Consider the following 25,824-nt stretch of genomic DNA (forward strand, 5'->3'; position numbering starts at 1 on the left):
GTGTGGAATCGCGCCGATCCCGGCGTGTCTGGTGCCCTGGGGCTCCGTGGCGTTGGCCCGGCGAACCCGGTGCCGCGACTGGTCCGTTGCAATCCTGATGTCCATTAGATGACTTCCGAACTCGCGCTCGACGCGAACCCGCCAACCCGGCCGCCCGCCCCCCAGCAGCAGGAAATGCCGCTGGCCGTGGTGCATGGGCAACCGGTCCTGCAGATTCCGCAGGACCTGTACATTCCGCCGGACGCGCTGGAAGTCATCCTGGATGCCTTCGAAGGCCCACTGGACCTGCTGCTGTACCTGATCCGCCGCCAGAACCTGGATGTCCTGGACATTCCCGTTGCCGAGATCACCCGGCAGTACGTGGAATACATCACCGTGATGCGCGAGCTGCGCTTCGAGCTGGCCGCAGAGTACCTGGTGATGGCGGCGATCCTGGCCGAGGTGAAGTCACGCATGCTGCTGCCGCGCCCGGTCAGCGAGGAAGGCGATGAGGCCGACCCGCGCGCCGAACTGGTGCGCCGGCTGCAGGAGTACGAACGCTTCAAGCAGGCCGCCGAGGACATCGACGCCCTGCCCCGCCAGGATCGCGACACGACGGTGGCGCATGCCTTCATGCCCGAACGCGCCACGGTGAAGCTGCCGCCGCCGGTGGACCTGAAGGAGATGCTGCTGGCGCTGCACGACGTGCTCAAGCGCGCCGAGCTGTTCAGCGGCCACGCCATCAAGCGTGAGGCACTGAGCGTGCGGCAACGCATGGGCGAAGTGCTGGGACGCCTGGAAGATGGCAAGTTCTATCGTTTTGAAGGGTTGTTCACGGCCGAAGAAGGCAAGCTGGGCGTGCTGGTCACGTTCCTGGCGGTGCTGGAGCTGGCCAAGGAACAGCTGCTGGACATCGTCCAGGAAGAACCGCTGGCGCCGATCTACGTGAAATCGCTGGCCGCCGGCAACACCAATGCCCCGCTGCAGTTCAGCAGCGAATTCGACGACAACGACGCCGCCAATGCAGACGAGTGAGCGCTGACTGCCGATGGATCAATTGCTGATCAACCGCATTGTCGAGGGTGCCCTGCTGGCCTCCAGCCAGCCGCTCACCCTGGCCCAGCTGAAGGATCTGTTCCCGGAAGAGGAACCGGCACCTCCGGGTAGCATCGAACGCGCACTGGAACGCCTGCGCGAGGCCTGCGAAGGGCGCGGCGTGGAACTGGTCGAGGTCGCCTCCGGCTTCCGCTACCAGGTCACCGGCGAAGTGCATGGCTGGATCAGCCGGCTGTGGACCGAACGCAAGACCCGTTACACCCGCGCCACCCTGGAAACCCTGGCGCTGATCGCCTACCGGCAGCCGATCACCCGCGGCGAGATCGAGCAGGTGCGCGGCGTGGCGGTCAGCAGCAACATCATCCAGGCGCTGGAAGAACGCGAGTGGATCCGCGTGGTCGGCCACCGCGATGTGCCCGGCAAGCCGGCGCTGTTCGGCACCACCAAGGGCTTTCTGGATTATTTCGGCCTGAAGCGATTGGATGAGCTGCCGCCACTGTCGGAACTGAAGGACCTGGGCGAGCTGGAACCCCAGCTGTCCCTGGACCGTGACGCACCGGCCGCCGCCAGTGCCGACGGTCCTGACATTTCGGCTGGCGCCGATGGCGCTGCCGCGAACGATGACACCGGCCTGGCCGGCAGCGACACCCCCGATTCCGCCGATGCAGCGTCTGCGTCGGCTTCCGATGAGCAAGCACCTTCGCCCCTCGATGATGGGCACCCCGATTCCGCGCCGGGCGAGCGCGCGGTGCCAGTGAACGAACGCGAAGACAACGCCGTCGCGATGACGACCGTGGCTGTTGACCAAGCCGATTCCGAACCAGAGGCCGACCTCGAAACCGTCGGCCGGAGCAAAACTGATGAGTGACACCCCCCGTAACAAGCTCTCGCTGAAGCGCGAAGCCACCTCCGAACAGTTCAAGCTGGAAGAGCGCCTGCACAAGGTGCTGGCCCAGGCCGGCCTCGGCTCGCGCCGCGCGCTGGAACAGCGCATCGCCGAAGGCCTGGTCAAGGTCAACGGTGAAGTCGCGCAGACCGGCATGTCGGTCAAGAGCGGCGACAAGATCGAACTGGATGGCCGTGGCTTCGTCGCCACCGCCCTGGCCGAGCCGTCGCGCGTGCTGGTCTACAACAAGCCGGAAGGCGAAGTGACCACCCGCGATGATCCGGAAGGCCGCCCGACCGTGTTCGAATCGCTGCCGCCGCTGAAGGGCGCGCGCTGGATCGCGATCGGCCGCCTGGACATCAACACCACCGGCCTGCTGCTGGCCACCACCGACGGTGAACTGGCCAACGCCATGATGCACCCGTCGTTCGAGGTCGAGCGCGAGTACGTGGTGCGCGTGCGTGCGCCGGAAGGCGAGGAAAAGGTCTCCGACGCCATCGTCGACCGCCTCACCCGTGGCGTGGCACTGGAAGACGGCCCGGCCAAGTTCGACGAGATCGAACGCATCGGCGGCACCGATTCGCACGACTGGTTCCGCGTCGTGGTGAAGGAAGGCCGCAACCGCGAAGTGCGCCGCCTGTGGGAATCGCAGGGCTGCCAGGTCAGCCGCCTGAAGCGCACCCGCTATGGCAAGGTGAGCCTGCCGCGCGAACTGGCCCGTGGCCATTCGGTGGAACTGGGCACCGCCCAGGTGGAAGCCCTGCGCGCGCAGCTGAAGCTGGAAGAAGGCGCACCGTCGGCACTGACGCTGCAGCCGGTGATCGGCCAGCGCCGCGCCGCCAAGACCACCGTGCGCGTGCGCGAAGGTGGCCGCGGCAATGCCTATGTCAACGGCCACAACACCGCCGACGAAGGCCGCGAGCTGCGTCGTTTCGACAACGTCCGCGAAGACCGCGGCCGTGGTCGCGGCGGCAAGGGTGGCGGCTTCAAGGGCGGCCTGACGGTCAGCGGTGAAGCGGCAGCCAAGCAGTCGCAGAAGCCGTTCAAGCAGCGCGCCCAGAAGAACGATCGTTCGCTGCCGGAAGGCAATCCGGCGGCGTTCCGCACCTGGTACGTGCCGGATGGCGTGAGCACCGGCCCGAGCGGCCATCGCAATGCCGGTCCGGGCGCACGTGGCCCCGGCGCCCGTGGTCCGGGTGCAGGCGGCCAGGGCCGTCCGTACGGCAAGCCGAAGGGTCCGGGCGCAGGCGCCGGTGGCGGCCAGGGCCGTGGCGGTTTCGGCGGCGGCGAAGGCCGGAGCGGCGCAGGCGGCCAGGGCCGTCCGGCCGGTGCGGGCAACCGCTCGCAGGGCCAGGGCAACAAGCACCCGTATGGCCATCCGGGCAATGCCCCGAGCTTCCGTCCGACCACGCCACTCCGGGCTTCACCCGTATGGCAGCCCGAAGCCGGCGCAGGGCGCCCGTCCGGGCGGTCGTGGTCCGGGCGGCGGCAACCGTGGTCCGGGCGGTAATCGCGGCCCGGGCGGTCCGGGTGGCAACCGTGGCCCGGGTGGCAACCGTGGCCCGGGTGGCCCCGGCGGCAACCGCGGTCCGGCGGCCCGCGCCGCAGCGGCCCGCGCGGCGGCTGATCACGACCCGACTGAAATGAAAAACCCCGGCTCCGGCCGGGTTTTTCGTTGAAAAGGGGACGGAGGGGATTAAGTCGTTTTTGCCACTGTGTGTGTCGAAGGGGCGAAAGCGACTTAATCCCCTCCGTCCCCTTTTGCGTGGCGCTGGAACGCGGCGGGCGTGGTGCCGGTCATGCTGCGGAAGAAGGCGATGAACGGGCTCTCGGCGGAGAAGCCGGTGTCCTGGGCCACATGCGCGACGCGACGGCCGAGCAGCAGCAGCTCCATGGCCCGCATCAGGCGCCATTGCTGGCGCCAGGCCTGATAGCTCATGCCGGTATCACGTTGCATCAACCGGCCGACGGTACGCGCGCTCAGGCCCGTGCGCGCGGCCAGCTCCCCCAGTTCGGGCGGCAGCTGTTCGGCCAGCGGCAGGCAACGTGTGATTCGTGGATCACGCGGTAAAGGCAGGTCCATCGGCGCCACCGGTGCAGCGGCGATTTCCAGCACGCACAACGCCAGTTGGTGGTGCGCACGCGGCGCCTGCCAGTCCTGGTCGAACGGTGCCTGTGCGATCGGCTCCAGCAACGCCTGCAGCAGCGGACCCACGCCGATGATCGCCGGCTGCCGGGGCAGCTGGGCCGCCAGGCTGGCGTCGAAGTACAACGAACGGTAGTCGACCGCCTGGCGCATCTGCGCGCGATGGCGCAGCCCACCCGGGATCCACGCGGCGCGCGCGGGCGGCAGCAGGCTGATGCGATCACCGTAAGTCAGGCGTGTACAGCCCTGCCGGGTATACAGCAGCTGCGCGCGTGCGTGCTGGTGCCAACCCGAATCGTGATCCGCCAGTGAGGCCGCGATACCCAGCACCGGAGCGCTCCAGGCATCGGCGTCGAAGTGCGCGTCCGGCTGCAACCAGGCCATGTCTGATTTCATACATCCAATGACAGATTAGACAGGGTGCGCCATTGCGGACGCGACCACAATGCGCGGCCCTGTTCCTGGAGCGCCCGCATGTCGCGCCGCCTGTTGTTGCTGACCATTGCACTGCTGATGTTTCCGCAGCTGGCACAGACCCTGTACAGCCCGGCCCTGGCCGATCTGGCCAAACGCTTCTCCTTGCCGCCGAGTGCCGCCAGCCAGGCCATGAGCCTGTACCTGTTCGGCTTCGCTGCAGGCGTGCTGCTGTGGGGGCGCTTGGCCGATCGCCTCGGTCGCCGCCCCGCCCTTCTCTGTGGCCTCGGCGTCTTCGCAGTGGCTGCATTGGGCGGCCTGATGGCAGGCAGCTTCGGCCAGGTACTGCTGGCCCAGGCGCTGGCCGCAGTCGGCGCCGCCGCCGCTTCGGTGGTCACCCAGACCGTGCTGCGCGACCATCTGCGGGGGCCGGCATTGGCGCAGGCATTCTCCTGGATCGGCATGGCCCTGGCCCTGAGCCCGGCCATCGGCCTTGCACTGGGCACGCTGCTGGTCGCCACCCATGGCTATGTCGGCGTACAGTCCGGCCTGCTGCTGATCGCCGCCCTGCTGGCGGTGGCATGCCTGGCAGGCCTGCGTGAAAGTCGCCCTGCACAGATCCCGCACACGCCCATGCTGCCGCTGCTGCGGCAGCTGCTGCGCGATCGCTGGATCTGGTCACACGCGTTGCTGGTGATGGCCTTCAACGTGGCGATGTACAGCTGGTATGTACTCGGCCCCTTCGTGTTCGCGCGCCTGCACTGGCCAGCCACCTGGTTCGGCGCCAGCGGCGCGGTGCTGGCACTGGGCTCGGCATTGGGCGCGTGGGGCAATGGCTGCCTGCTGCGTGCAGGCGTTTCCACAACCGCGCGTATCCGCATCGCCGCAGGCCTGGTTCTGACGGGAGGCCTGCTGGCTGCGCTGCTGCATGATCACCCCGCCCTGGTCGCGGCGATGGTGCCGGTGGTGACGGGCTTCGGCCTTGCCATTCCCAATGTGCTCGGCCAGGCCCTGCGTGGCTATCCACACTGTCTCGGCAGCGCAGGCGCGCTGTTCGGCCTGCTCTACTACCTGTTGATCGGTGCGGCGATGGCGCTGGTCGGTGCAGTGCAGCTGCTGGCACCGACCCTCATCGTGTGTGGCCTGCTGGCCTTGTGGCTGCAGCGGCGGCGTCCCGTTGCAGCCTAGGAATTGCTGCAAAAGCAGCGCACTGTGCGCGCCTTCCGGGAATGGTTTTGATTCCCCGGCTATCGTGCGCGCTCTCCCACACAAGACAGATGCCCGTGATCACCATCACCGCCGAACAGGCCCGCGCCAACGCCGATGCTGCCAAGCGCCCAATCGAACTGTTCTACCGCGATCTCGACAACGCTATCCAGATCGGCTCGGAAAATGGCCGACGCTACATCGTGTTCGGCTTCAACCAGGTAATGGCCAGCGAGCAGCTCGTCGAAGACGTGGTCGCGCAGCTGCTGAAGAATGGTTTCGGTATCGAACGGTTATTGAGCGACTCCGAACAGCACTACATCCGCATCAGCTGGGGAGCTGCCGAGCCGTCGCGCCTCAGCGCCGGCTGAGGGTGAACGCGGTACCGTCCACGCCCAGGTCCCAGCCCTTGCCGGTACCGGACAGGGCCAGTGAGATGTCGCCCTTGGTCATCACCTGCGCATTGCTGGATTTCATCGCACCGGCATGTGCACCAACCGACGCGTAAGTGCCCAGCAGCTGGTCGATGCTGATCGCGCCGGTGAAATTGCCGCGCCCGTTGGTGATCTTCGACTTGCCCACGGTCAGGCCGCCCCCCTTCATCTGGATGTGCACCGGCATGCTGGCGCCGTTGCTGCAGGTGACCGTGCCATTGCCGGAAGCCGTCTTGTAGATCAGCGACCAGCCGGACAGGTTGTAGCGCAGCTCGCAATCGAGGTTGCCGGCAGCGTGCGCGGCCGGGGCGAGCGATGCGGCAGACAGGGCCAGCAGCAGGGCGAAGGGCTTGTTCATGGCGGGACTTCCCGTTCGGTCGGACTGGCGGCGAATCTAGCAGCGCGCGCGTGCAGGTTGAATGCAGGCGCGCGCGCTGGTGCGGCAGCGTTCAGGCCGTCGCTCAGGCCTGTTCGTCCAGATGGAAGGCGTCGGCATCAAGCATCGCCGGGAAACGTGCGCGGTGTGCCGCCAGCGCCTCGGCCGAAATGGTGGTGGTGACCACCTGTTCGCGTTCGCGGATCTCCACCTGCGGCTGGCCGAGGAAATCCAGCACCGCGCTGTCGCCGGCGTAGTGCAGCTGGTTGCCATCGACGCCGACACGGTTCACCGCAGCAACGAAGCACAGGTTCTCGATCGCACGTGCACGCAGCAGTGTCTTCCACGCATAGGCGCGTGCCGAAGGCCAGTTGGCGACGAAGATCTGCAGGTCGAAATCCAGCTGCTGCGGACGCTCCACGTTGTAGCGGTTGCGGCAGAACACCGGGAAACGCAGGTCGTAGCAGACCTGCGGATTGATCCGCCAGCCTTTCCATTCCACGCTCAGGCGGTCGCGACCGGCGGCATAACGCTCGTGCTCGCCGCCGTAGCGGAACAGGTGGCGCTTGTCGTAGTACTGCAGCTCACCATCGGGCGTGGCGAACAGCAGGCGGTTGTAGACGCCATCGCCATCACGCAGCTGCACGCTGCCGATCACCGCCGCGTCCAAGGCCCTGGCCTGCTCGCGCACCCAGGCCACGGTCGGGCCGTCCATGCCTTCGGCCTGGGCAATGGCTTCGTTGGAGAAGCCACTGGTGAAGGTCTCCGGCAGGATCACCAGATCGGTGTTGCCGGCCAGCGGCGCCAGCAGCGCGCCGTAGTAGGCGCGGTTGCCCGCCGGGTCGTGCCAGCGGGTGTCGCCCTGGACGAGGGAAATGCGCAGGTCCTGCATGTTCAGCCCTCCGCTCACAGCAGGCGCAGGCGTTCGATGGCCGCGTCCATGGTCGCTTCGTTCTTGGCGAAGCACAGACGCACCAGGCGCTGGCCGGCCGGCGGGTTCTCGTAGAACGGTGACAGCGGAATGGCAGTGACGCCCTTCTCGATGGTCAGCCACTTCACGAACTCATGGTCTGGCAGGTCGCTGATGGCCGAGTAATCGACCAGCTGGAAGTAGCCACCCGGCACCGGCAGCGCCTTCAGGCGGGTGCCGGCCAGCTGCTCGCGGAAGCGGTCGCGCTTGGCCTGGTAGAACGCGCCCAGCTCCAGGTGGTGCTCGGGCTCGTCACGGATCATCGCGGCGAAGCCGTACTGCGCCGGGCCGAAGCTGGTGAAGGTGTTGTACTGGTGCACCTTGCGGAACTCGGCGGTCAGCGCCGGCGGTGCGATCGCATAGCCGATCTTCCAGCCGGTGCAGTGGTAGGTCTTGCCGAAGCTGGAGATCACGAACGCGCGCTCGCGCAGTTCCGGGTAGCGCAGCGCCGATTCATGGCGGCGGCCGTCGTAGATGATGTGTTCGTACACCTCATCGGAGATCAGGTAGATCTGCGTGCCACGCAGCAGCTCGGCCAGTGCCTGCATGTCCTGCGCCGACAGCATCGCGCCGGACGGATTGTGCGGGGTGTTGACGATCAACATGCGGGTGCGCGGGGTGATCGCCGCACGCACGCGGTCCCAGTCGACGGCGAACGTCTGCGGATCGAGCGACACATGTACGGCCTTGGCACCGGCCAGGTCGATCGCCGGTTCGTAGCAGTCATAGGCCGGGTCGAGCACGATCACTTCCTCGCCGGCACGCACGACGGCGTGGATGGCGTTGAAGATGGCCTCGGTGCCACCGCTGGTGACAGTGATCTCGCTGTCCGCATCGACCTGGGCGCCGTAGCAGTCCAGCGCCTTCTGCGCGATGGCCTGGCGCAGCGGCGCCACGCCGGTCATCGGCGGGTACTGGTTCAGCCCGGCGACCATCGCCCTGGCAGTCTCGTCGATCAGGCGCTGCGGCGCCGAAAAGTCCGGAAAACCCTGGCCCAGGTTGACTGCGCCGTGTTCGGCGGCGAGCTGGGACATCACGGTGAAGATCGTGGTACCGACCTTGGGCAGCTTGGTGGTGGGTTGCATCGGCCTGGGCTGTGGGGGAACAGACCTGCGAGTTTACGCAATCCGCGCGTCGGTAGTGCCGGCTGCCGGCCGGCAACTTCGGCTGGCAGGTGGCGAAATTGCCGGCCAGAGGCCGGCACTACCATCGGCATTCACCGCTACAATTGCCGCCGCACTCCGGCATGAAGACCTTTGCCCCTTGAACACCCCTGCATTGCTGGCTGCCAGCGGCCTGAGCTTCTCCCGCAATGACGAGCCGGTGTTCGGCCCGCTGGACTTCCATGTGGACGCCGGCGAAGCCCTGCTGGTGCAGGGCGGCAACGGCGCCGGCAAGACCACGCTGCTGCGCGTGCTGGCCGGCCTGGCCCGGCCCGGGGCCGGGCAGGTGCGGATCGACGGCAAGCCGGCCAACAATGCCGAACGTGCACGCTACGTGGCCTACCTCAGCCATCTGCCGGCGCTGAAGCCAGACCTGGACACGCTGGAGAACCTGCACTTCCTGTGCGGCCTGCACGGCCGCCGCGCACGGCAGATGCCGGGCAACGCGCTGGCCATTGTCGGCCTGGCCGGATATGAGGAAACCCTTGTGCGGCATCTATCGGCCGGGCAGAAGCGGCGGCTGGCACTGGCGCGCATCTGGCTGTCGCCGGCGCCGCTGTGGCTGCTCGACGAACCCTACGCCAACCTCGACCTGGAGGGCATCACTCTGGTCAACCGGATGATTTCCGCGCACCTGCGCGCCGGTGGCGCTGCGCTGGTCACCACCCACGGCGCCTATGCCGCACCGCCGGTGCGGACCCGCCAGCTCGACCTCGGCGGTGCCGCATGATCGCGCCGGGCACCGAACCGGGCCTGTGGCAGACCGCAGGCGCCCTGCTCAAGCGCGACCTGCGCCTGCTCTGGCGGCGCCGCGGCGACGCGCTGCAGCCGCTGCTGTTCGCGGTGCTGGTGGTGGTGCTGTTCGCGCTGGCCCAGGGCCGCGAGCCAAACCTGCTGGCCGCCACCGCAGGCGCAGTGCTGTGGCTTGCTGTGCTGCTGGCCGGGCAGCTGTCGCTGGATTCACTGTTCCGCTCCGATGCCGAAGACGGCTCGCTGGAACAATGGCTGCTGGCGCCGGTGCCGCTGGCCTGGCTGGTGCTGGTGCGCGTGCTGCTGCACTGGGCCACCACCGCCCTGCCGTTGATCGTGGTCAGCCCGCTGCTGGCCGAAATGCTGCATCTGCCGCATGACCAGCTGCCGATGCTGCTGGCATCGTTGCTGCTGGGAACGCCGTTGCTGAGCCTGATCGGTGGCGTGGTCGCCGCGCTGACCGTGGGCATCCGACGCTCTGGTATTCTCGTGGCGTTGCTGTCGCTGCCGCTGTACGTGCCGGTGCTGGTGTTCGGCGCAGGCAGTCTGGTGGCAGCCGGACGCGGGCAGGATCCGGTCGGTGCGCTGCTGATGCTGGGCGCCGGCCTGCTGGTCGCGCTGGTGCTGGCACCGCTGGCCACTGCCGCTGCAATACGTATTTCTCTGAGTTGACCGAGCTGAGAGCCAATCCACCCCTGCTGGATAGCCGCCACGCATGAATCCGATTGTCCGCTGGTTCCACCAACTCGGTTCGCCTCCCACGTTCGACCGCTTCGCTGCCCGCTGGTCGCGGGTGTTCTACCTGGCTGCGGTGCCGGTGCTACTGGTCGGCATGTGGCAGGCGCTGCTGGTGGTGCCGCCGGAAGCCAAGCAGCTGGACAGCTTCCGCATCCTCTACATCCACGTGCCCAGTGCCTGGATGAGCCTGTTCGTGTTCGCGCTGATGGCGCTGTATGCCGCCATCGCCCTGATCTGGCGGATCAAGGTCTGCGAGATCCTGGCCATGGCGTGTGCGCCGATGGGTGCCGGCTTCACTCTGATCACCCTGTTGACCGGCAGCATCTGGGGCAAGGGCACCTGGGGCACCTGGTGGGACTGGGACCCGCGCATGACCAGCGAGCTGGTGCTGCTGTTCCTGTACCTGGGCGTGATTGGCCTGTACCACGCCATCGAGGACCGCCGCAGCGCCGCGCGCGCGGCCGGCCTGCTGGCCATCGTCGGTGTCAGCCTGCTGCCGGTGATCCGCTACTCGGTGGACTGGTGGGGCGGCCTGCACCAGCGCCAGTCGATCAGCGTGTTCGGTGAATCGGCGATCAGCAGCGCGATGATCGCGCCACTGTGGTGGATGGTGATCGGCACCAAGTTCTGGTTCGCCGGCTCGGTGCTGGCCAAGGCCCGCGCCGACAATCTCGACCGCGAGGCCGGCAAGGCCTGGGTCGGTGGCCGCGTCGATGCCGCACGTGCGGCCGGGGAGGCCCGATCATGACCCACCTGCCCTATGTGATCGGCGCCTACGCCGTGTTCGTACTGGTGCTCGGCGCCGATGCCATCGGTTCATGGCTGCGCCTGCGTGTGGCACGCCGGTTGGCGCTGGCCCGTCAGCAGCGGCAGCAGACCCGCGCCGTCAAACAGGATGCTGCAGCGCCGCTGTCGACGGAGCTGGAACGATGACGCCGGTACAACGCCGTCGCCTGGCCTGGGTACTGCTGGCCCTGCTCGCCTCCGGGCTGGCCACCGCGCTGGTGGCGATGGCGCTGGAACGCAACATCGCCTACCTGTACACGCCTTCGGAAGTGCTGCGCGGCGATGTCGATGCGCAATCGCGCTTCCGTTTGGGCGGCATGGTGGTGAAAGGCTCCTTCAACCGACCGGTCGGCTCGCTGGAGGCACGCTTTGAAGTGACCGACGGCGACGCGCAACTGGCGGTGACCACGTCGCGGATCCTGCCGGACATGTTCGCCGAAGGCACGGCGGTGGTCGCCAGCGGCCGACTGCAGGACGGCACTTTCGTCGCCGACGAGGTGCTTGCGAAACACGATGAGAAGTACGTGCCGAAGGAAGTGGCCGACAAGATGGGCGACGCCCATCGCAAGCACGACGTGCCGGTAACGGCACCCGAGGTGCGCTGAGTGCTGCCCGAACTGGGTCAGATCCTGCTGCTGTGCGCGTTGCTGGCCTCGCTGCTGCAGGCCGGCCTGCCGCTGGTCGGCGCGCATCGCAGCAACACGGCGTGGATGGCGGTGGCACGACCTGCCGCGTTCGCGCAGCTGCTGCTGGTCGCCGGCGCGTTCGCCGTGCTCACCGCCGCGTTCGTGCAGCAGGACTTCTCGGTGCGCTACGTGGCCGAGAACTCCAATTCGCTGCTGCCGATGATCTACCGCTACTCGGCGGTCTGGGGTGCGCACGAGGGCTCGCTGCTGATGTGGGCGCTGGTGCTGGCACTGTGGACCGGCGCGGTGGCGCTGTTCTCGCGGCACCTGCCTGCACCGGTACAGGCGCGCGTGCTGGCGGTGATGGGCGTGATCAGCGTCGGCTTCCTCGCCTTCCTGATCTTCACCTCCAATCCGTTCCTGCGCCTGAACCCAGCGCCGCTGGAAGGCCGCGACCTCAACCCGCTACTGCAGGACCCGGGGCTGATCATCCATCCGCCGATGTTGTACATCGGATACGTGGGCTTCGCCGTTCCGTTCGCATTCGCGGTGGCAGCCCTGCTGGAGGGGCGCATCGATGCGCGCTGGCTGCGCTGGACGCGGCCGTGGACCAACGTCGCCTGGGGCTTCCTCACCCTGGGCATCGCGCTGGGCAGCTGGTGGGCCTATTACGAGCTGGGCTGGGGCGGCTGGTGGTTCTGGGACCCGGTGGAAAATGCCAGCTTCATGCCCTGGCTGGTCGGTGCGGCATTGATCCATTCCCAGGCCGTCACCGAAAAGCGTGGCACGTTCGGCAGCTGGACCCTGCTGCTGGCGATCGCCGCCTTCGCACTGTCGCTGCTCGGCACCTTCCTGGTCCGCTCCGGTGTGCTGACCAGCGTGCATTCGTTCGCTGCAGATCCGTCGCGCGGCCTGTTCATCCTGGTGTTCCTGTCGGTGCTGGTCGGCGGCAGCCTGCTGCTGTACGCGCTGCGTGCCAGCCAGCTGAGCGTGGACGCCGACGATCCGCGCCGTGGCTTTACCGCCACCTCGCGCGAGACCCTGCTGCTGGCCAACAACCTGCTGCTGGCCACTGCCTGCGCGATGGTGCTGCTCGGCACGCTGTACCCGCTGCTGGCCGATGCGTTGTCGCTGGGCAAGATTTCGGTCGGCCCGCCCTACTTCGGCAGCCTGTTCCTGCTGCTGATGGCACCGATGATCCTGCTGCTGCCATTCGGCCCGTTGGTGAAGTGGCAACGCGACCAGCCCTCGCGCGCGTTCGCGCTGCTGGCACCCTGGCTGGGGCTGGCGGTGCTGCTGGGCGCGCTGGCCTGGTGGCAGGCGCCGCAGAACGGCTGGAAAGCCGGTCTTGGAGTTGCGGCGGCGGCCTGGGTCGGGCTGGGCACCGCCCGCTTCGTCTGGCAGCGCCTGCGCGGCAACGGTCGTTTCACCGCCGAAATGCTTGGCATGATCGTCGCCCACGCCGGCATTGCCGTGTTCCTGGCCGGTGCGCTGCTGGTGGAAGCACTCAACGTGCAGCGCGAAGTGGCGCTGGCGCCGGGCCAGCAGCTGGTGGTCGGCCGTCACGAAGTGCGCTTCGAGGGCGTGGATCATCGCGAAGGTCCCAATTTCATCGCCGATCGAGGCCATCTGCGGGTGTTCCGCGACGGCCGCGAACTGGCGCTGCTGCACCCGGAGAAGCGCCAGTACGCCAGCGGCGGCCAGGTGATGACCGAGGCCGGCATCGATGCACGCTTCGACGGCGATGTCTACGTGGCATTGGGCGAGCCGCTGGGCAACAATGCATGGGCGGTCCGGATGCACATCAAGCCGTTCGTGCGCTGGATCTGGCTGGGCGCGCTGCTGATGGCCCTGGGCGGATTCATCACCGCCGCCGACCGCCGTTTCCGTCGTCCGTAGGAGTTTCCATGTCCGAGTCCCCCGCCCCGCGCCCCTCCCGCCCGCTGCCGCCGGTAGCCATCGTGATCGGCGTGCTGTTCTTCTTCGGCCTGCTCGGGCTGATGATCTACGGGGTGATGAAATCGGGTGATCCACAGCGCGACGTGCTGCCATCGGCGCTGATCGACAAGCCGGCGCCGGCGTTCGCCCTGCCGGTGCTGCACGACCCGGAAATGATCGTGCACAGCGACGACCTGCGCGGCGCGCCCTATCTGCTGAATGTGTGGGGTAGCTGGTGCGCGGCCTGCCGCGAGGAACACCCGGTGCTGACCCGGTTCGCCGAGAGCAAGCGCGTGCGCGTGATCGGCTACAACTGGAAGGACGACCCGACCGATGCACTGCACTGGCTGGAACAGCTGGGCAACCCGTTCATGGTCGTGCTCAGCGACGTCGAGGGCCGCACCGCGATCGACTGGGGTGTGACCGCCGCACCGGAGACCTTCCTTGTGGACGGCAGCGGTATCGTGCGCTGGAAGTACAGCGGTGCGATGTCCCAGCGCGTGGTCGACGAGAAGCTGATTCCGGCGCTGGAAAAGATCGAGAAGGCCCAGGGCAATGCCGGCAGCACGCTGCACACGGCGCCCTGAGCCCATGCGCTGGCTGCTGGCGCTGCTGCTTCTGATGCTGCCGCTGGCCGCGGTGGCACAGCAGCCGCTGCACGATCCGCAGCCGCTGCAGTTCCGCGATGGCGCCGAAGAACGCCGCTTTCACGACCTGGCCGCGCAGCTGCGCTGCGTGCAGTGCCAGAACCAGTCGCTGGCCGATTCCAACGCGCAGATCGCGCAGGACCTGCGCCGCGAAGTGCTGCAGCTGATGCAGCAGGGCCACGACGACGCGCAGATCAAGCAGTTCCTGGTCGCGCGCTACGGGGAGTTCGTGCTCTACCAGCCACCATTGCAGCCGGGTACCTGGCTGCTGTGGGGCGGTCCCCTGCTGATGCTCGGTGCGGGTGCTCTGGTGGTGCTGGGCATCGTCCGCCGCCGTGGCCGTACGGTTGGCGCCGCAGCGGCCGGCAAGGCCGATGAAGGAGACGGATGGTGAGCCATTGGCTGCCGGTGCTGGCCGGTCTGGTTGCTGCGTTGATAGCAGTGCTGGTGCTGTCGCCGCTGCGCCACTCTGGCCGCCGCGGCTTCGTGGTCGGCGTGTTCGCACTGGGCGTGGCCGGTGCCTGCCTGTATCTGCTGGTCGGTGATCCGCGTGCAGCACAGGTGCAACCGACGCCTTCGGTAGCCACCCTGCGCGATGGCGTGCAGGCCCTGCAGGATGCACTGAAGCGTGACCCGCAGCGGGCCGATGGTTGGGCGCTGCTGGGCCGGTCGCAGGCCGAACTGGGCAATGCCTCAGCTGCGGCGGACGCGTTCGCGCGGGCCGCCACTCTCGCCCCGGAAGACCCCGGCGTGCTGGTGGAAGCGGCACAGGCACGTGCGCAGGCCGATGCCGGCAAGCAGTTCGATGACACCGCAATGGCCTGGCTGCAGCAGGCTCGTGCGCTGGCGCCCGATGCCGAGCGCGCCAGCTGGCTGCTGGGTATCGCCCTGCGCCAGCGCGGAAAGAATGCCGAGGCTGCCGACGTCTGGAGCGGCTTGCTGCCGCGCCTGGAACCCGGGGCCGCACAGGCGCTGCAGGCGCAGATCGCCATCGCCCGCGAGGCCGCCGGCCAGGCGCCGATGCTGCCGCTGCGGCGCCAGCAGCGCTGCTGCAGGTGCGTGTGCAGCTGCCTGCGCTGAAGAACGCCGTTTGGCCCGCCAGCACCCAGGTGTTCGTACTGGCCCGCGCCGTGGGCGGACCGCCGATGCCGGTGGCCGCGCGCAAGCTGCCCTTGGCCGGTTTCCCGGCCACGGTCGGGCTGGGCGACGGTGACAGCCCGATGCCGACCGCACCGCTGTCGGCCCATCGTGAGGTGGAAGTGCTGGCACGCATCTCGCGCACCGGCAGCGCCAACCGCAGCGAGGATGACCTGCAGAGCGTTCCGGTGAAGGTGAGCCTGCCGCATGAGGGCGTGGTGGAGCTGCGGTTCCCTTGACCCGTAGAGCCGAGCCATGCTCGGCTGCGGAATGCTGGGAAACCAACGGCAGCCGAGCATGGGCTCGGCTCTACAGTAGATCCGCGCCATGCGTGAATGTGACGATCCGGTCCGGGTGCATCGCCGATGGAAACCAGCGTGTCGCCAGCTCCACATGCGGCCCCGCTAGAATGCCTGCATGACCGAATTCATCCCGCCCGGCACCCGCTTCCACGCCCTGCCCTCGCCCTTCCCGTTCAAGCGCGGCGGCGCCCTGCACAGCGCGCGCGTGGCCTATGAAACCTGGGGAACACTGGCGGCCGACGCCAGTAACGCGATCCTGATCGTGACCGGCCTGTCGCCGGATGCACACGCGGCAGCCAACGACGCCAACCCGGCAGCGGGCTGGTGGGAAGGGATGGTCGGCCCCGGCAAGGCGATCGATACCGACCGCTGGTTCGTGGTCTGCGTGAACTCGCTGGGCAGCTGCAAGGGTTCGACCGGTCCGGCCTCGCTCAATCCGGCCACGGGTGAACCGTATCGCCTCGACTTCCCCGAGCTGTCGATCGAAGACGGCGCACGCGCCGCGATCGAAGTCGTGCGGGCACTGGGCATCGAGCAGCTGGCCTGTGTGGTCGGCAATTCGATGGGCGGCATGACCGCGCTGGCCGTGCTGATGCTGCAACCGGGCATCGCGCGCAGCCACGTCAACATTTCTGGTAGTGCGCAGGCGCTGCCGTTCTCGATCGCGATCCGTTCACTGCAGCGCGAGGCGATCCGTCTTGATCCGCGCTGGAATGGTGGCCACTACGACGATGCCGAATACCCCGAGTCCGGCATGCGCATGGCGCGCAAGCTGGGCGTGATCACTTACCGCTCCGCACTGGAATGGGATGGCCGCTTCGGCCGCGTGCGGCTGGATTCGGACCAGGCCGACGACGATCCGTTCGGCCTCGAATTCCAGGTGGAAAGCTATCTGGAAGGCCACGCACGGCGTTTCGTGCGCTTCTTCGATCCGAACTGCTACCTGTACCTGAGCCGTTCGATGGACTGGTTCGATCTGGCCGAGTACGCCGATGGCGATGTGCTGGCCGGCCTGGCGAAGATCCGGGTGGAAAAGGCGCTGGCGATCGGCGCCAACACCGACATCCTGTTCCCGGTGCAGCAGCAGCAACAGGTCGCCGATGGCCTGCGCGCCGGCGGCGCCGATGCCCGCTTCATCGGCCTGGAATCGCCACAGGGCCACGACGCCTTCCTCGTCGATTTCGAGCGTTTCGGTCCGGCCGTGCGCGGCTTCCTCGACGCACTGTAAGTGGCGTGGCGGCGTAATCTCGCGCTGGCCGCATTCGGCGCGCTGGCCGCCTTGATGATCAGCGGTGTGCTGCCGCTGTGGCTGGGTGGCTGGTGCCTGCTGGGCAGCGCGGTGTCGTTCGGGCTGTATGGCCACGACAAGCGCGCGGCACAGCGAAAGCAATGGCGTATTCCCGAGCGTACATTGCAGTTGCTGGCCTTTGCCGGCGGTTGGCCCGGCGCGCTGCTGGGCCAGGCGATGTTCCGCCACAAGCACCGCAAGGCCGCGTTCCAGTGGGTGTTCTGGCTGTGCGTGCTGGCCAACGTGGCCTCGATCGCGGTGATGCTGCGCGAGTTTTCCCATTGACCGGCTCGGCTGACTTGCTTCCGAAGCCGAGCATGGGCTCGGCTCTACAGTAGATCCACGCCATGCGTGGATGTGCCGACCAAGGTCGGCATCTACCGAAGCACTTCGCGCACCAACACCCCATCACGCAACCGGTACTGCGCATCGACCACGCCTTCGGGCAGGTCGTCGTGGGTGATGATCAGCAGGCTGCGTCCGTCCAGCAACCCGGAAAGGTCCTGCAGCAACGCACGTGCGGTGTCCACGTCCAGGCCTTCGGTCGGTTCGTCCAGCAGCAGGATCGGCGCATTACGCAGCAGTGCGCGCGCCAGCGCCAGACGTCGTGCCTGGCCGGCCGACATCGTCGCGCCGTTCTCGCCCACCCAGGTCTGCAGGCCACCGTTGCGCTCGGCCCATTCGCCCAGGCGCACGCGACGCAACACCGCCCACAACGCTGCGTCACTGGCGTCGGAATCACCCAATCGCAGGTTCTCGGCCACGCTGCCGGCAAACACCGGCGCGTTCTGCGGCAGCCACGCCAGTTGCCGGTGCCAGTCGGCCTGGGCGAAATCACGCAGATCGCGGCCACCGTAGGTCAGCCGTCCCTGCTGCGGATCCCACAGCCGCAGCAGCAGGCTCGACAGCGTGGTCTTGCCACTGCCGCTGTCACCGCGAATCGCGATGCGCTCGCCCGGCGCCAGGGTCAGCTGCAGGCCGCACAACACCGGCCGCGCAGCACCCGGCCACTGGAAATGCACGTCATCCCAATGCACGCGCGCGGACTGTGGCACCGCCTGCGGTGCCAGCGGATCGTCCACCGTCGGCGGTTGCTCGACGATGGCCTGCAGGCGACCGGCGGCGATGCGCCCGGACTGCAGCGACTGCCAGGCCAGGCCCATGCCCGCCCACAGCTCGATCAGCGCCACAGTGAGGAACACCAGCCCCGCCGCCATTTCCGGCGCGATGCGCTGCTGTTCGGCCGCATGCAGGGCCAATGCCAGCATCGCCACCAGGCCCATCCCGGCCACCAGGCCATGCAGGGTCGAGGCCGCGATCAGGCGCCAGCGCCGACGACGATCCCGCGAAGCCAGCTGCTTGGCGGCCACGCGTACCTTCAGCTGCCACGCCGCATCGGCGTGCAGCGCAGCCAGATCACCCGCGCCTTCCAGTCCTTCGAAGGCCACGGTACGCAGGGCAGCGCGATGCGCGGCGCGGTCGGCCTCCTCATCGTCACGACCACGCACGCCCAGCCACGGCACACCGAAGGCGATCAGCAGCGCCAGCACCGCCAGCAGTACCGCTGCCGAGGGCAGGATCAGCGCTGCCGAGGCGACCGCCACCAGTGACAGCGCGCCCAGCGCCACCAGCGGCCCGATCGCACGCACCAGCAGCCCATCCACTTCGCCGATGTCCCCCAGCAGGCGCGCCAGCAGCTCGCCGGTGCGCGTAGCACCCAGCCGTGCCGGCGCCAGCGGCAGCGCGCGGCGGAAGAACCACACACGCAGGTCGCGGGCGATGCGCAAGGTAGCGTCGTGGCCGACCAGCTTTTCGAAGTAGCGCGACAAGATGCGCGCCATGGTCAGGCCACGGATGCCGGCCGAGGGCGAGAAGAAATTGAAGCCTTGGCCGAGGCCCGCAGCACCTGCCAGCGCGGCCGCAGTAAGGAAACCACCGGACAGGCCCAGCAGGGCGGTGCCGGCCAGCATCGTGATCCACAGCAGCAGCACGGTCAGCAGCAGGCGCGGACGATGGCGCAGAAACACCGCGCGCAGCGAATCAGGCGAACGACTCATGCGCGCACCGCCTGTGCCGGTTCCACCAGCCGGCCTTCCGGCAACAGCAGGCAACGGTCGGCCCAGGCGATCACCGCCGGGCTGTGGGTGGCAACCACTACGCTGCGTCCACGTGCATAGGCTGCCAGGCTGCGCAGCAGCGCCGCTTCGGTATCGGCATCGAGGAACGCGGTGGGTTCGTCCAGCAGCAGCACCTGCGGGTCGCGCAGCAACAGGCGGGCCAGGCCGATACGGCGCGCTTCGCCACCGGACAGGCCAAAGCCGCGTTCGCCGATCACCGTATCCAGGCCCTGCGGCAGGCGCTGCGCGAACTGCAGCACCTGCGAGGCCTCGGCCACCGCGCGCAGGCGCGCATCGCTGGCACCGGGATCGGCCAGGCGCAGGTTGTCGGCGATGCTGCCATGGAACAGGTACGGTCGCTGGCTCGCATAGGCCACCTGCACGCCGGGCCGCAACTGCAGCTTGCCGGCACGCGGCGGCAACCAACCGGCCAGTGCTTCCAGCAGCGTGCTTTTGCCGGATCCGCTGGGACCGACCAGGGCCAGCCGCTGGCCCGGTTCCAGCAGTACATCCAGATCCTGCAGCACATCGTGGGGGGCGCCCAATGGGCGCAGTACCAGCCCCTGCGCCCGCAACGGCGGCAACGCGGCCTCGGCCGGCTCCACCGCCAGCGGTGCAACCTCGTTCTCGATCAGGCCCTGCTCGTCCGGCAACGACTGCAGCAGACGCTCAACCTCGGCCGCCGCTGCCAGTGCGTTGGCGCGGTCATGGTAGTGCGCAGCCAAACGCCGCAGCGGCGCATAGAACTCCGGCGCCAGCAGCAGGCAGAACAGGCCCGCGCCCAGGGTCGGCACCGTCGAGTGCAGCGACATCATGCCCAGGTAGCTCAAGCCCAGGTACAGCGCGACCATCGCCACGCTCACCGAGGCGAAGAACTCCAGCACCGTGGACGACAGGAAGGCGATGCGCAGCACCTTCAGGGTGCGCACGCGTACGCCTTCTGCAGCCGCCTCGATACCTTCCAGTTCGGCCTCGCCACGGCCATACAGGCGTAGCAGGCCCAGGCCCTTGATGCGGTCGGCGAAGTGGCCGCTCATCCGCGCCAGCTCGCCCAGTTGCGCACGGCCGGCGGCTTCGGCGCCCCAGCCCACCAGCATCATGAAGAACGGCACCAGCGGTGCGGTGAACAGCAGGATCAACGCCACCACCCAGTCCACCCAGGCTACCGCGGCCAGGATCAGCAGGGGCACCACCACCACTTCGGTGCGCACCGGCAGGAAGCCGCTGTAGTAGCTTTCAATCGCGTCGCCGTGATGCAGCATCAGCTCGCCCAGCTCGCCGGTGCGGCGCTGGCGCAGCCACAGCGGCCCATGGCCGAGCAGACGCGCGAACACACGCTCGCGCAACGCCAATCGCGCGGCATCCGCCACATCACCGGCAGCCGCCTGGCTGGTACTGCCCAGCAGCGTGCGCAGCACCAGGATCACGGCCAGTCCAGCGAGCACCGGCAGACCCGACGCCAGCGGTGCGCGCTCCACCAGCACCGTCTGCACCAACCAGGCAATGGCCGCAGCCTGCCCGACCAGCAACCCGCCGGACAGGCTGATGCACACCGCCGCCAGCCGCTGGCGGCCCCGGGCGGACCGTGCCAGATCGGCCAGCCAGGCCGTACGAACACGCCGCTGGCGGGCGGTTTCAGCTTCCGGGGAAAGGCCGTCAGGGGTCGTTTCGGCAGCGCTCAAGGGGGTCTTCACGGGCAACGGGGGAGACACGGCATTGTAGGCGCAGGCAACAGCCCGCCCCTGCGGCCGGCGGTCGCAGTCTTCATCAGGTTGGCATACGATCAACCGGGGCACCTGTTCATACATTGATCTGGATCAAGGCTGTTTGAAGTAGTCGGTCACATCATTCACGTCGTAGACCACCCTTCCCGCCACCTGCAACGGCACTATCCAACGAGGTAGCCAGGCCATGATTGATCAGACAGTCGTAGAACTGTCGCGGCTGCAATTCGCTCTGACCGCGATGTACCACTTCCTATTCGTCCCGCTCACGCTTGGCCTGTCGTTCATGGTGGCCATCATGGAGAGCGTCTATGTGATGACCGGCAAGGAGATCTGGCGCAGGATGACCCTGTTCTGGGGCGTCCTGTTCGGCATCAACTTCGCCATGGGCGTTGCCACCGGCATCGTCATGGAATTCCAGTTCGGCATGAACTGGTCCTACTACAGCCACTACGTGGGTGACATCTTCGGTGCGCCGCTGGCGATCGAAGGCCTGATGGCGTTCTTCCTGGAAGCCACCTTCGTCGGCCTGTTCTTCTTCGGCTGGAACCGCCTGAGCAAGGTCAAGCACCTGATGGTGACCTGGCTGATGGCGCTGGGCACCAATCTGTCGGCGATCTGGATCCTGATCGCCAACGGCTGGATGCAGAACCCGACCGGCGCGGTGTTCAACCCGGAAACCATGCGCATGGAAGTCGTCGACTTCATGGCCGTGGTGTTCAACCCGGTGGCGCAGGCCAAGTTCGTGCATACCGTCAGCGCCGGGTACGTGACCGGCGCGGTGTTCGTGATGGCGATCAGCGCCCTGTTCCTGCTGCGCAACAAGCACAAGGACCTGGCCCGTCGTTCGTTCGCGGTGGCCGCAGCCTTCGGCCTGCTGTCGTCGCTGTCGGTGGTGGTGCTGGGTGACGAGAGCGGTTACGCCGCCAGCGAACACCAGAAGATGAAGCTGGCCGCGATCGAAGCGATGTGGGAGACCGAGCGTGCACCGGCCGACTTCACCGCCTTCGGCATCCCGAACCAGGAAACCCACCAGAACGACTACGCGGTGAAAATCCCGTACCTGATGGGCCTGATCGCCACCCGTTCGTTGAACCAGCCGATCCCGGGCATCCTGGAACTGGTCGAGCGCGCCGAGCACCGCGTGCGCGGCGGCCAGCTGGCCTACGGTGCGCTGGAACGCCTGCGCGCGAACAAGAACGACGTTGAAGCGCGCGAGATGTTCGACCGCCATTGGCAGGACCTGGGCCATGGCCTGCTGCTCAAGCGCTACCGCGATGACATCCTCAACGCCACCCCGCAGGAGATCTCGCAGGCGGCGATGGACACCGTGCCGCGCGTGATGCCGCTGTTCTGGACCTTCCGCGTGATGGCCGGCTTGGGCTTCTACCTGATCGCCTTCTTCGCGCTGGCCTTCTACTACTCCTGCCGCAACAACTTCCAGGACAAGCGCTGGTTCCTGCGCCTGGCCCTGTGGACGCTGCCGGCACCGTGGATCGCAATCGAATGTGGCTGGTTCGTGGCCGAATACGGTCGCCAGCCGTGGGCGGTCGACGGCGTGCTGCCGACCTTCTATGCAGCATCGGGCCTGGCCCTGCATGAAATCGTGCTGACCCTGGCCGGCTTCACCGCGATCTACACCGCGCTGATCGTGGTCGAGATCAAGCTAATGCTCAAGGCGATCCGCAAGGGTCCGGACGAGGTGCTGCCGTCGCTGCAGTCGCCCCAGCCGCATGCTTCCCACAATGCCTCGGCGCCGGCCGCCGGCCAGGCCTGAGGCAGGAGAACCAAGATGGATTTCATTCTTCTGGACTACACCACGCTGCGCGTGATCTGGTGGTTGCTGCTCGGCATCCTGCTGATCGGTTTCGCCGTGATGGATGGTTTCGACCTGGGCGTGGGCACCCTGCTGCCCTTCGTCGCCCGCAACGATGCCGAGCGCCGGCTGGTGATCAACACCATCGGCCCGGTCTGGGAAGGCAACCAGGTGTGGCTGGTGCTCGGTGGCGGTGCGATCTTCGCCGCCTGGCCACCGCTGTATGCGGTCAGCTTCTCCGGGTTCTACCTGGCGATGTTCGTGATCCTGTTCGCCCTGATCCTGCGTCCGGTCGGCTTCAAGTTCCGCAGCAAGATGCCCAGCGAGCGCTGGCGCAACACCTGGGACTGGGCGCTGTTCATCGGCGGCTTCATCCCGGCGCTGATCATGGGCGTGGCAGTGGGCAACGTGGTGTTGGGCGTGCCGTTCCACTTCGATGACAGCATGCGCATCTTCTACACCGGCTCGTTCTTCGGCCTGCTGATGCCCTTCGCGCTTCTGGCCGGCCTGCTCAGCGTGTCGATGCTGGTCGCCCACGGTGCCGCCATGCTGGTGCTGAAGACCGATGGCCCGGTGGCCGAGCGTGCGGCCCGCTTCGGCAGCATCGCCGCGATCATCGCCTTCGTGCTGTTCGCCGTCGGTGGCGCCTGGGTGGCCTTCGGCCTGCCGGGTTACCAGATCACCTCGCAGGTGGTCACCGATGGCGCCACCAATCCGCTGCTGAAGACCGCCGAACTGGGCGCCGCCGGTGGCTGGATGCGCAACTACAGCACGATGCCGGCCACGATCCTGGCCCCGCTGCTCGGCCTGGCCGGCCTGCTGGCCAGTGCGGTGCTGCTGCGTGCCCGTCGCGGCGGCCTGGCCTTCATCGCCTCCGGTGCGGCCATCGCCGGCATCATCCTGACCGTCGGCTTCGCCATCTTCCCGTTCCTGCTGCCGTCCTCGAGCCAGCCCACCTCCAGCCTGACCGTGTGGGATGCCTCGTCCAGCCACCTGACCCTGTGGATCATGCTGCTGGCCACGGCGGTGTTCCTGCCGATCATCATCGGTTACACCACCTGGGTGTACCGCGTGCTGAAGGGCAAGACCACCACCGAAGAGATGGGCAACAACCCGAACGCTTACTGATTGCCGGTGTGCCGGCCCACGGTCGGCACACCCTTGAACAAAGGAGATTGACCATGTGGTATTTCGCCTGGATTCTCGGCGCCGGCCTCGCCTCGACGGTGGCCATCCTCAACGGCATGTGGTTCGAAGCCCGCGAGCAGAACCGCATCGAGAAAGAAAATCGTCGCTGAGCTGTAAAAAAACCTTGCCGCCTGGGCCTTCACACGGTATCTTAGGCGGCTCCTTCGGGGTGTAGCTCAGTCTGGTAGAGCGCTACGTTCGGGACGTAGAGGTCGCAGGTTCGAATCCTGTCTCCCCGACCACTCAGGTGGTCGCATTCAAGCCTGGTGAAGTCGTCCAGGCTTTTTTTGTTCCCTGAAGTGGCACTGCTTCGGCAGTGTGAAGAAAACAGCATTCACCCCTTGCCGCCATCGGGGTGAATCGCTAGAATAGGCGGCTCCCTTCGGGGTGTAGCTCAGTCTGGTAGAGCGCTACGTTCGGGACGTAGAGGTCGCAGGTTCGAATCCTGTCTCCCCGACCACTTCGGTGGTCACCAAGAAGCCTGGAAGACGACAGTCCTCCGGGTTTTTTTGTATCCGGCGCCCGGCACGCCCGCATGACGGGACCTTGCCGGACCGCACACGTACAATGGGCCGCGCTGCCGGCCTGCACGCAGCCACTCCCCCACCTGCCGCTTCGGCGTAGACCGATGCCGGCGCTGCATGCCGTTGCTGCGGCATGCGACACCTGCAAGGACCACCGATGAGTTCCTCCACTTCCGATTCGCCGTCGCTGCTGCACGGACGCGTGCTGGCGTTCGCCGCCATCCTGCTTGCGGCGATCAACCTGCGTACCGCAGTCACCTCGATCACCCCGCTACTCGACGTACTGGGCCAGCAGTTCGGCTTCGGCACCACCATGACCGGCGTGCTGGGCATGCTGCCGACCGCCTCGTTCGCACTGTTCGGCGTGGCCACGCCGGCGCTGGCGCGGCGCCTTGGCCTGGAACGCACCACCCTGCTGGCGATGGTGATGGCGATGGCCGGCCTGCTGCTGCGCTCCAGCGCCGGCAACGTCGGCACGCTGCTGCTCGGTTCGGTGGTGGCACTTGCCGGCATGGGCATCGGCAACGTGGTGGTGCCGCCGCTGGTGAAGCGTTACTTCGCCAACAAGGTCGGCACCATGAGCACGCTGTACATCAGCGTGCTGCAGCTGGGCACGATGCTGCCGGCCCTGCTTGCGGTGCCGGTGGCCAACGCTGCAGGCTGGCGCGTGTCGCTGGGCATGTGGGCGCTGCTGGCGCTGGCCGCTGCGCTTCCCTGGCTGCTGCTGGCCAGGCGTGCGCCGAAGCCGCAGGCGGATGCCAGCGATCCCGCTGCGCAGCCGCACGGCAAGGTCTGGCGCACGTCGCTGGGCTGGAGCATGACGCTGATGTTCGGCATGACCTCGCTGATGACCTATTCGATGTTCACCTGGCTGCCGCGCATCGTGGTCGAGGCCGGTGGCACGCCCGCGTTCGGCGGTGTGATGGTGGCCGTGTTCTCGGCCTTGGGCCTGCTGCCGTCGCTGGTCATTCCGTCGATGGCGGTGCGCCTGCAGAACCCGTTCCCGCTGGTGCTGATCGGCTTCTTCTCGTTCGTGATCGCCTTCACCGGCCTGCTGCTCGCCCCCATGAAGGCGCCGCTGTTGTGGGCCTGCCTGCTCGGCGTCGGTCCGTCCACCTTCCCGCTGGCGCTGACCCTGATCAACCTGCGCACCCGCACCCCCACCGGCTCGGCGGCGCTGTCCGGGTTCATGCAGGGCGTGGGCTACAGCTTCAGCTGCCTGGGCCCGTTCCTGGTCGGCTGGCTGCACACGGTCAGCGACGGCTGGACCCTCCCGTTCAGCTTCCTGTTCGGCTGCGCCATGCTGATGCTGTGCGCCTCGTGGGTGGCCTGCAAGCCGCGGAAACTGGAAGATCTCTGGTAACCGGCCGGGGCCACCAGGCCGCCCCGCCTACCGCTCGTCAGCCACCCTGGGAATTTTGACGCCGGACTGACAATTCCGGGCGGATAGTGCCGGTGAATGCCCATCCTTGCCGCGTGACGGCATCGGGCATGGGGGCGGCATCGCCGCCCAGGCCACCACTCGGTGTGCGGGGGACTCTCGTTTCAGACAAGACATTGCAGGTCGCTGTCCGGGTTGTATCCGTCCTGATGGGACGGGCATGCACGAAGGG

General features: G+C 67.5%; 24 protein-coding genes, 2 tRNA genes and 2 pseudogenes. 22 read left to right on the forward strand and 6 right to left on the reverse strand.

Going from position 1 to position 25,824, the window contains the following annotated elements:
• The first annotated feature begins 108 nt into the window (after positions 1–108).
• The 3 genes and pseudogenes from FQS62_RS15065 (at position 109) to FQS62_RS15075 (ending at position 3,548) form a co-directional block, all read left to right on the forward strand.
• Positions 109–1,014, forward strand: a complete 906-nt coding sequence (locus tag FQS62_RS15065; protein ID WP_010486714.1) for a segregation and condensation protein A — start codon at positions 109–111, stop codon at positions 1,012–1,014.
• A 13-nt stretch (positions 1,015–1,027) separates the two neighbouring features.
• The gene (scpB, locus tag FQS62_RS15070; protein WP_049447372.1) at positions 1,028–1,903 is read left to right on the forward strand and encodes an SMC-Scp complex subunit ScpB; all 876 of its coding nucleotides are present in this window, start codon (positions 1,028–1,030) and stop codon (positions 1,901–1,903) included.
• Positions 1,896–3,548: pseudogene (locus tag FQS62_RS15075) on the forward strand (pseudouridine synthase). The gene scpB and the pseudogene FQS62_RS15075 overlap by 8 nt, the downstream one beginning before the upstream one ends.
• A 114-nt stretch (positions 3,549–3,662) precedes the next feature.
• On the opposite strand, the gene FQS62_RS15080 reads toward FQS62_RS15075, so the two are convergent.
• Positions 3,663–4,451: an AraC family transcriptional regulator gene (locus FQS62_RS15080; RefSeq protein ID WP_088480232.1), complete on the reverse strand. Its 789-nt coding sequence runs from the start codon at positions 4,449–4,451 to the stop codon at positions 3,663–3,665.
• Between the two features lie 90 nt (positions 4,452–4,541).
• Here FQS62_RS15080 and FQS62_RS15085 point away from each other — a divergent pair, with 90 nt between their 5' ends.
• Complete coding sequence (locus FQS62_RS15085) at positions 4,542–5,669, forward strand: MFS transporter (protein WP_208043002.1); 1,128 nt, start codon at positions 4,542–4,544, stop codon at positions 5,667–5,669.
• Between the two features lie 89 nt (positions 5,670–5,758).
• The gene (locus FQS62_RS15090; RefSeq protein WP_226053707.1) at positions 5,759–6,058 is read left to right on the forward strand and encodes a hypothetical protein; all 300 of its coding nucleotides are present in this window, start codon (positions 5,759–5,761) and stop codon (positions 6,056–6,058) included.
• Here the strand turns inward: FQS62_RS15090 and FQS62_RS15095 are convergent.
• The 3 genes from FQS62_RS15095 to FQS62_RS15105 all read right to left on the reverse strand — a co-directional run bounded on the left by FQS62_RS15095 (position 6,045) and on the right by FQS62_RS15105 (position 8,552).
• A complete protein-coding gene (locus FQS62_RS15095; protein ID WP_049447368.1) occupies positions 6,045–6,479 on the reverse strand; it encodes a hypothetical protein in 435 nt (144 codons plus the stop codon). The genes FQS62_RS15090 and FQS62_RS15095 overlap by 14 nt on opposite strands.
• A gap of 103 nt (positions 6,480–6,582) precedes the next feature.
• Positions 6,583–7,389, reverse strand: coding sequence for an amidohydrolase (locus FQS62_RS15100; protein ID WP_049447367.1), 807 nt, complete (start codon positions 7,387–7,389; stop codon positions 6,583–6,585).
• 14 nt (positions 7,390–7,403) lie between these two features.
• Complete coding sequence (locus FQS62_RS15105; protein WP_049447366.1) at positions 7,404–8,552, reverse strand: pyridoxal phosphate-dependent aminotransferase; 1,149 nt, start codon at positions 8,550–8,552, stop codon at positions 7,404–7,406.
• Between the two features lie 178 nt (positions 8,553–8,730).
• Here FQS62_RS15105 and ccmA point away from each other — a divergent pair, with 178 nt between their 5' ends.
• The 11 genes and pseudogenes from ccmA to FQS62_RS15165 all read left to right on the forward strand — a co-directional run bounded on the left by ccmA (position 8,731) and on the right by FQS62_RS15165 (position 17,127).
• Positions 8,731–9,360, forward strand: a complete 630-nt coding sequence (ccmA, locus tag FQS62_RS15110) for a heme ABC exporter ATP-binding protein CcmA (RefSeq protein WP_049447365.1) — start codon at positions 8,731–8,733, stop codon at positions 9,358–9,360.
• Entirely contained in the window at positions 9,357–10,052 is a 696-nt protein-coding gene (gene ccmB, locus FQS62_RS15115; RefSeq protein WP_049447364.1) for a heme exporter protein CcmB, read from the forward strand. Before ccmA ends, ccmB begins: the two co-directional genes overlap by 4 nt.
• 43 nt (positions 10,053–10,095) lie before the next feature.
• Entirely contained in the window at positions 10,096–10,866 is a 771-nt protein-coding gene (gene ccmC, locus FQS62_RS15120; RefSeq protein WP_049447363.1) for a heme ABC transporter permease CcmC, read from the forward strand.
• The gene (locus tag FQS62_RS15125; protein WP_032129786.1) at positions 10,863–11,051 is read left to right on the forward strand and encodes a heme exporter protein CcmD; all 189 of its coding nucleotides are present in this window, start codon (positions 10,863–10,865) and stop codon (positions 11,049–11,051) included. Before ccmC ends, FQS62_RS15125 begins: the two co-directional genes overlap by 4 nt.
• On the forward strand, positions 11,048–11,509 hold the full coding sequence (ccmE, locus tag FQS62_RS15130; RefSeq protein ID WP_005410343.1) for a cytochrome c maturation protein CcmE: 462 nt from the start codon (positions 11,048–11,050) through the stop codon (positions 11,507–11,509). Before FQS62_RS15125 ends, ccmE begins: the two co-directional genes overlap by 4 nt.
• Positions 11,510–13,429 carry a heme lyase CcmF/NrfE family subunit gene (locus FQS62_RS15135; protein WP_208043003.1) on the forward strand — a complete coding sequence of 640 codons (1,920 nt, stop codon included), beginning with the start codon at positions 11,510–11,512 and terminating at the stop codon, positions 13,427–13,429. It abuts the gene before it with no gap.
• 8 nt (positions 13,430–13,437) lie between these two features.
• Entirely contained in the window at positions 13,438–14,055 is a 618-nt protein-coding gene (locus FQS62_RS15140; protein ID WP_057500201.1) for a DsbE family thiol:disulfide interchange protein, read from the forward strand.
• A 4-nt stretch (positions 14,056–14,059) separates the two neighbouring features.
• Positions 14,060–14,509, forward strand: coding sequence for a cytochrome c-type biogenesis protein (locus tag FQS62_RS15145; RefSeq protein ID WP_057500200.1), 450 nt, complete (start codon positions 14,060–14,062; stop codon positions 14,507–14,509).
• Positions 14,503–15,491: pseudogene (locus FQS62_RS15150) on the forward strand (cytochrome C biogenesis protein). Before FQS62_RS15145 ends, FQS62_RS15150 begins: the two are co-directional and overlap by 7 nt.
• Positions 15,492–15,669: 178 nt before the next feature.
• Entirely contained in the window at positions 15,670–16,782 is a 1,113-nt protein-coding gene (locus FQS62_RS15160; RefSeq protein ID WP_208043005.1) for a homoserine O-acetyltransferase MetX, read from the forward strand.
• Positions 16,783–17,127 carry a DUF1294 domain-containing protein gene (locus tag FQS62_RS15165; protein ID WP_049447356.1) on the forward strand — a complete coding sequence of 115 codons (345 nt, stop codon included), beginning with the start codon at positions 16,783–16,785 and terminating at the stop codon, positions 17,125–17,127.
• A 92-nt stretch (positions 17,128–17,219) separates the two neighbouring features.
• Here the strand turns inward: FQS62_RS15165 and cydC are convergent, their stop codons facing one another.
• Both cydC and cydD read right to left on the reverse strand, forming a co-directional pair.
• Positions 17,220–18,899, reverse strand: coding sequence for a thiol reductant ABC exporter subunit CydC (gene cydC / locus FQS62_RS15170; protein WP_049447355.1), 1,680 nt, complete (start codon positions 18,897–18,899; stop codon positions 17,220–17,222).
• On the reverse strand, positions 18,896–20,641 hold the full coding sequence (gene cydD / locus FQS62_RS15175; protein WP_049451466.1) for a thiol reductant ABC exporter subunit CydD: 1,746 nt from the start codon (positions 20,639–20,641) through the stop codon (positions 18,896–18,898). Before cydD ends, cydC begins: the two co-directional genes overlap by 4 nt.
• A 229-nt stretch (positions 20,642–20,870) precedes the next feature.
• On the opposite strand from cydD, the gene FQS62_RS15180 reads away from it, so the two are divergent.
• The 6 genes from FQS62_RS15180 (at position 20,871) to FQS62_RS15205 (ending at position 25,574) form a co-directional block, all read left to right on the forward strand.
• Entirely contained in the window at positions 20,871–22,460 is a 1,590-nt protein-coding gene (locus FQS62_RS15180; protein ID WP_049443555.1) for a cytochrome ubiquinol oxidase subunit I, read from the forward strand.
• Between the two features lie 15 nt (positions 22,461–22,475).
• Positions 22,476–23,627 carry a cytochrome d ubiquinol oxidase subunit II gene (cydB, locus tag FQS62_RS15185; RefSeq protein WP_014037846.1) on the forward strand — a complete coding sequence of 384 codons (1,152 nt, stop codon included), beginning with the start codon at positions 22,476–22,478 and terminating at the stop codon, positions 23,625–23,627.
• Between the two features lie 53 nt (positions 23,628–23,680).
• Positions 23,681–23,797 carry a cytochrome bd-I oxidase subunit CydX gene (gene cydX / locus FQS62_RS15190; protein ID WP_005410354.1) on the forward strand — a complete coding sequence of 39 codons (117 nt, stop codon included), beginning with the start codon at positions 23,681–23,683 and terminating at the stop codon, positions 23,795–23,797.
• 55 nt (positions 23,798–23,852) lie between these two features.
• Positions 23,853–23,929 (forward strand) — tRNA-Pro (locus tag FQS62_RS15195).
• Between the two features lie 141 nt (positions 23,930–24,070).
• Positions 24,071–24,147: transfer RNA gene (locus FQS62_RS15200), tRNA-Pro, on the forward strand.
• 221 nt (positions 24,148–24,368) lie between these two features.
• A complete protein-coding gene (locus tag FQS62_RS15205; protein ID WP_208043006.1) occupies positions 24,369–25,574 on the forward strand; it encodes a CynX/NimT family MFS transporter in 1,206 nt (401 codons plus the stop codon).
• Positions 25,575–25,824: the final 250 nt, after the last annotated feature.

Source organism: Stenotrophomonas sp. SBJS02, assembly GCF_020428325.2.
Classification (GTDB): Bacteria; Pseudomonadota; Gammaproteobacteria; order Xanthomonadales; family Xanthomonadaceae; genus Stenotrophomonas; species Stenotrophomonas africana.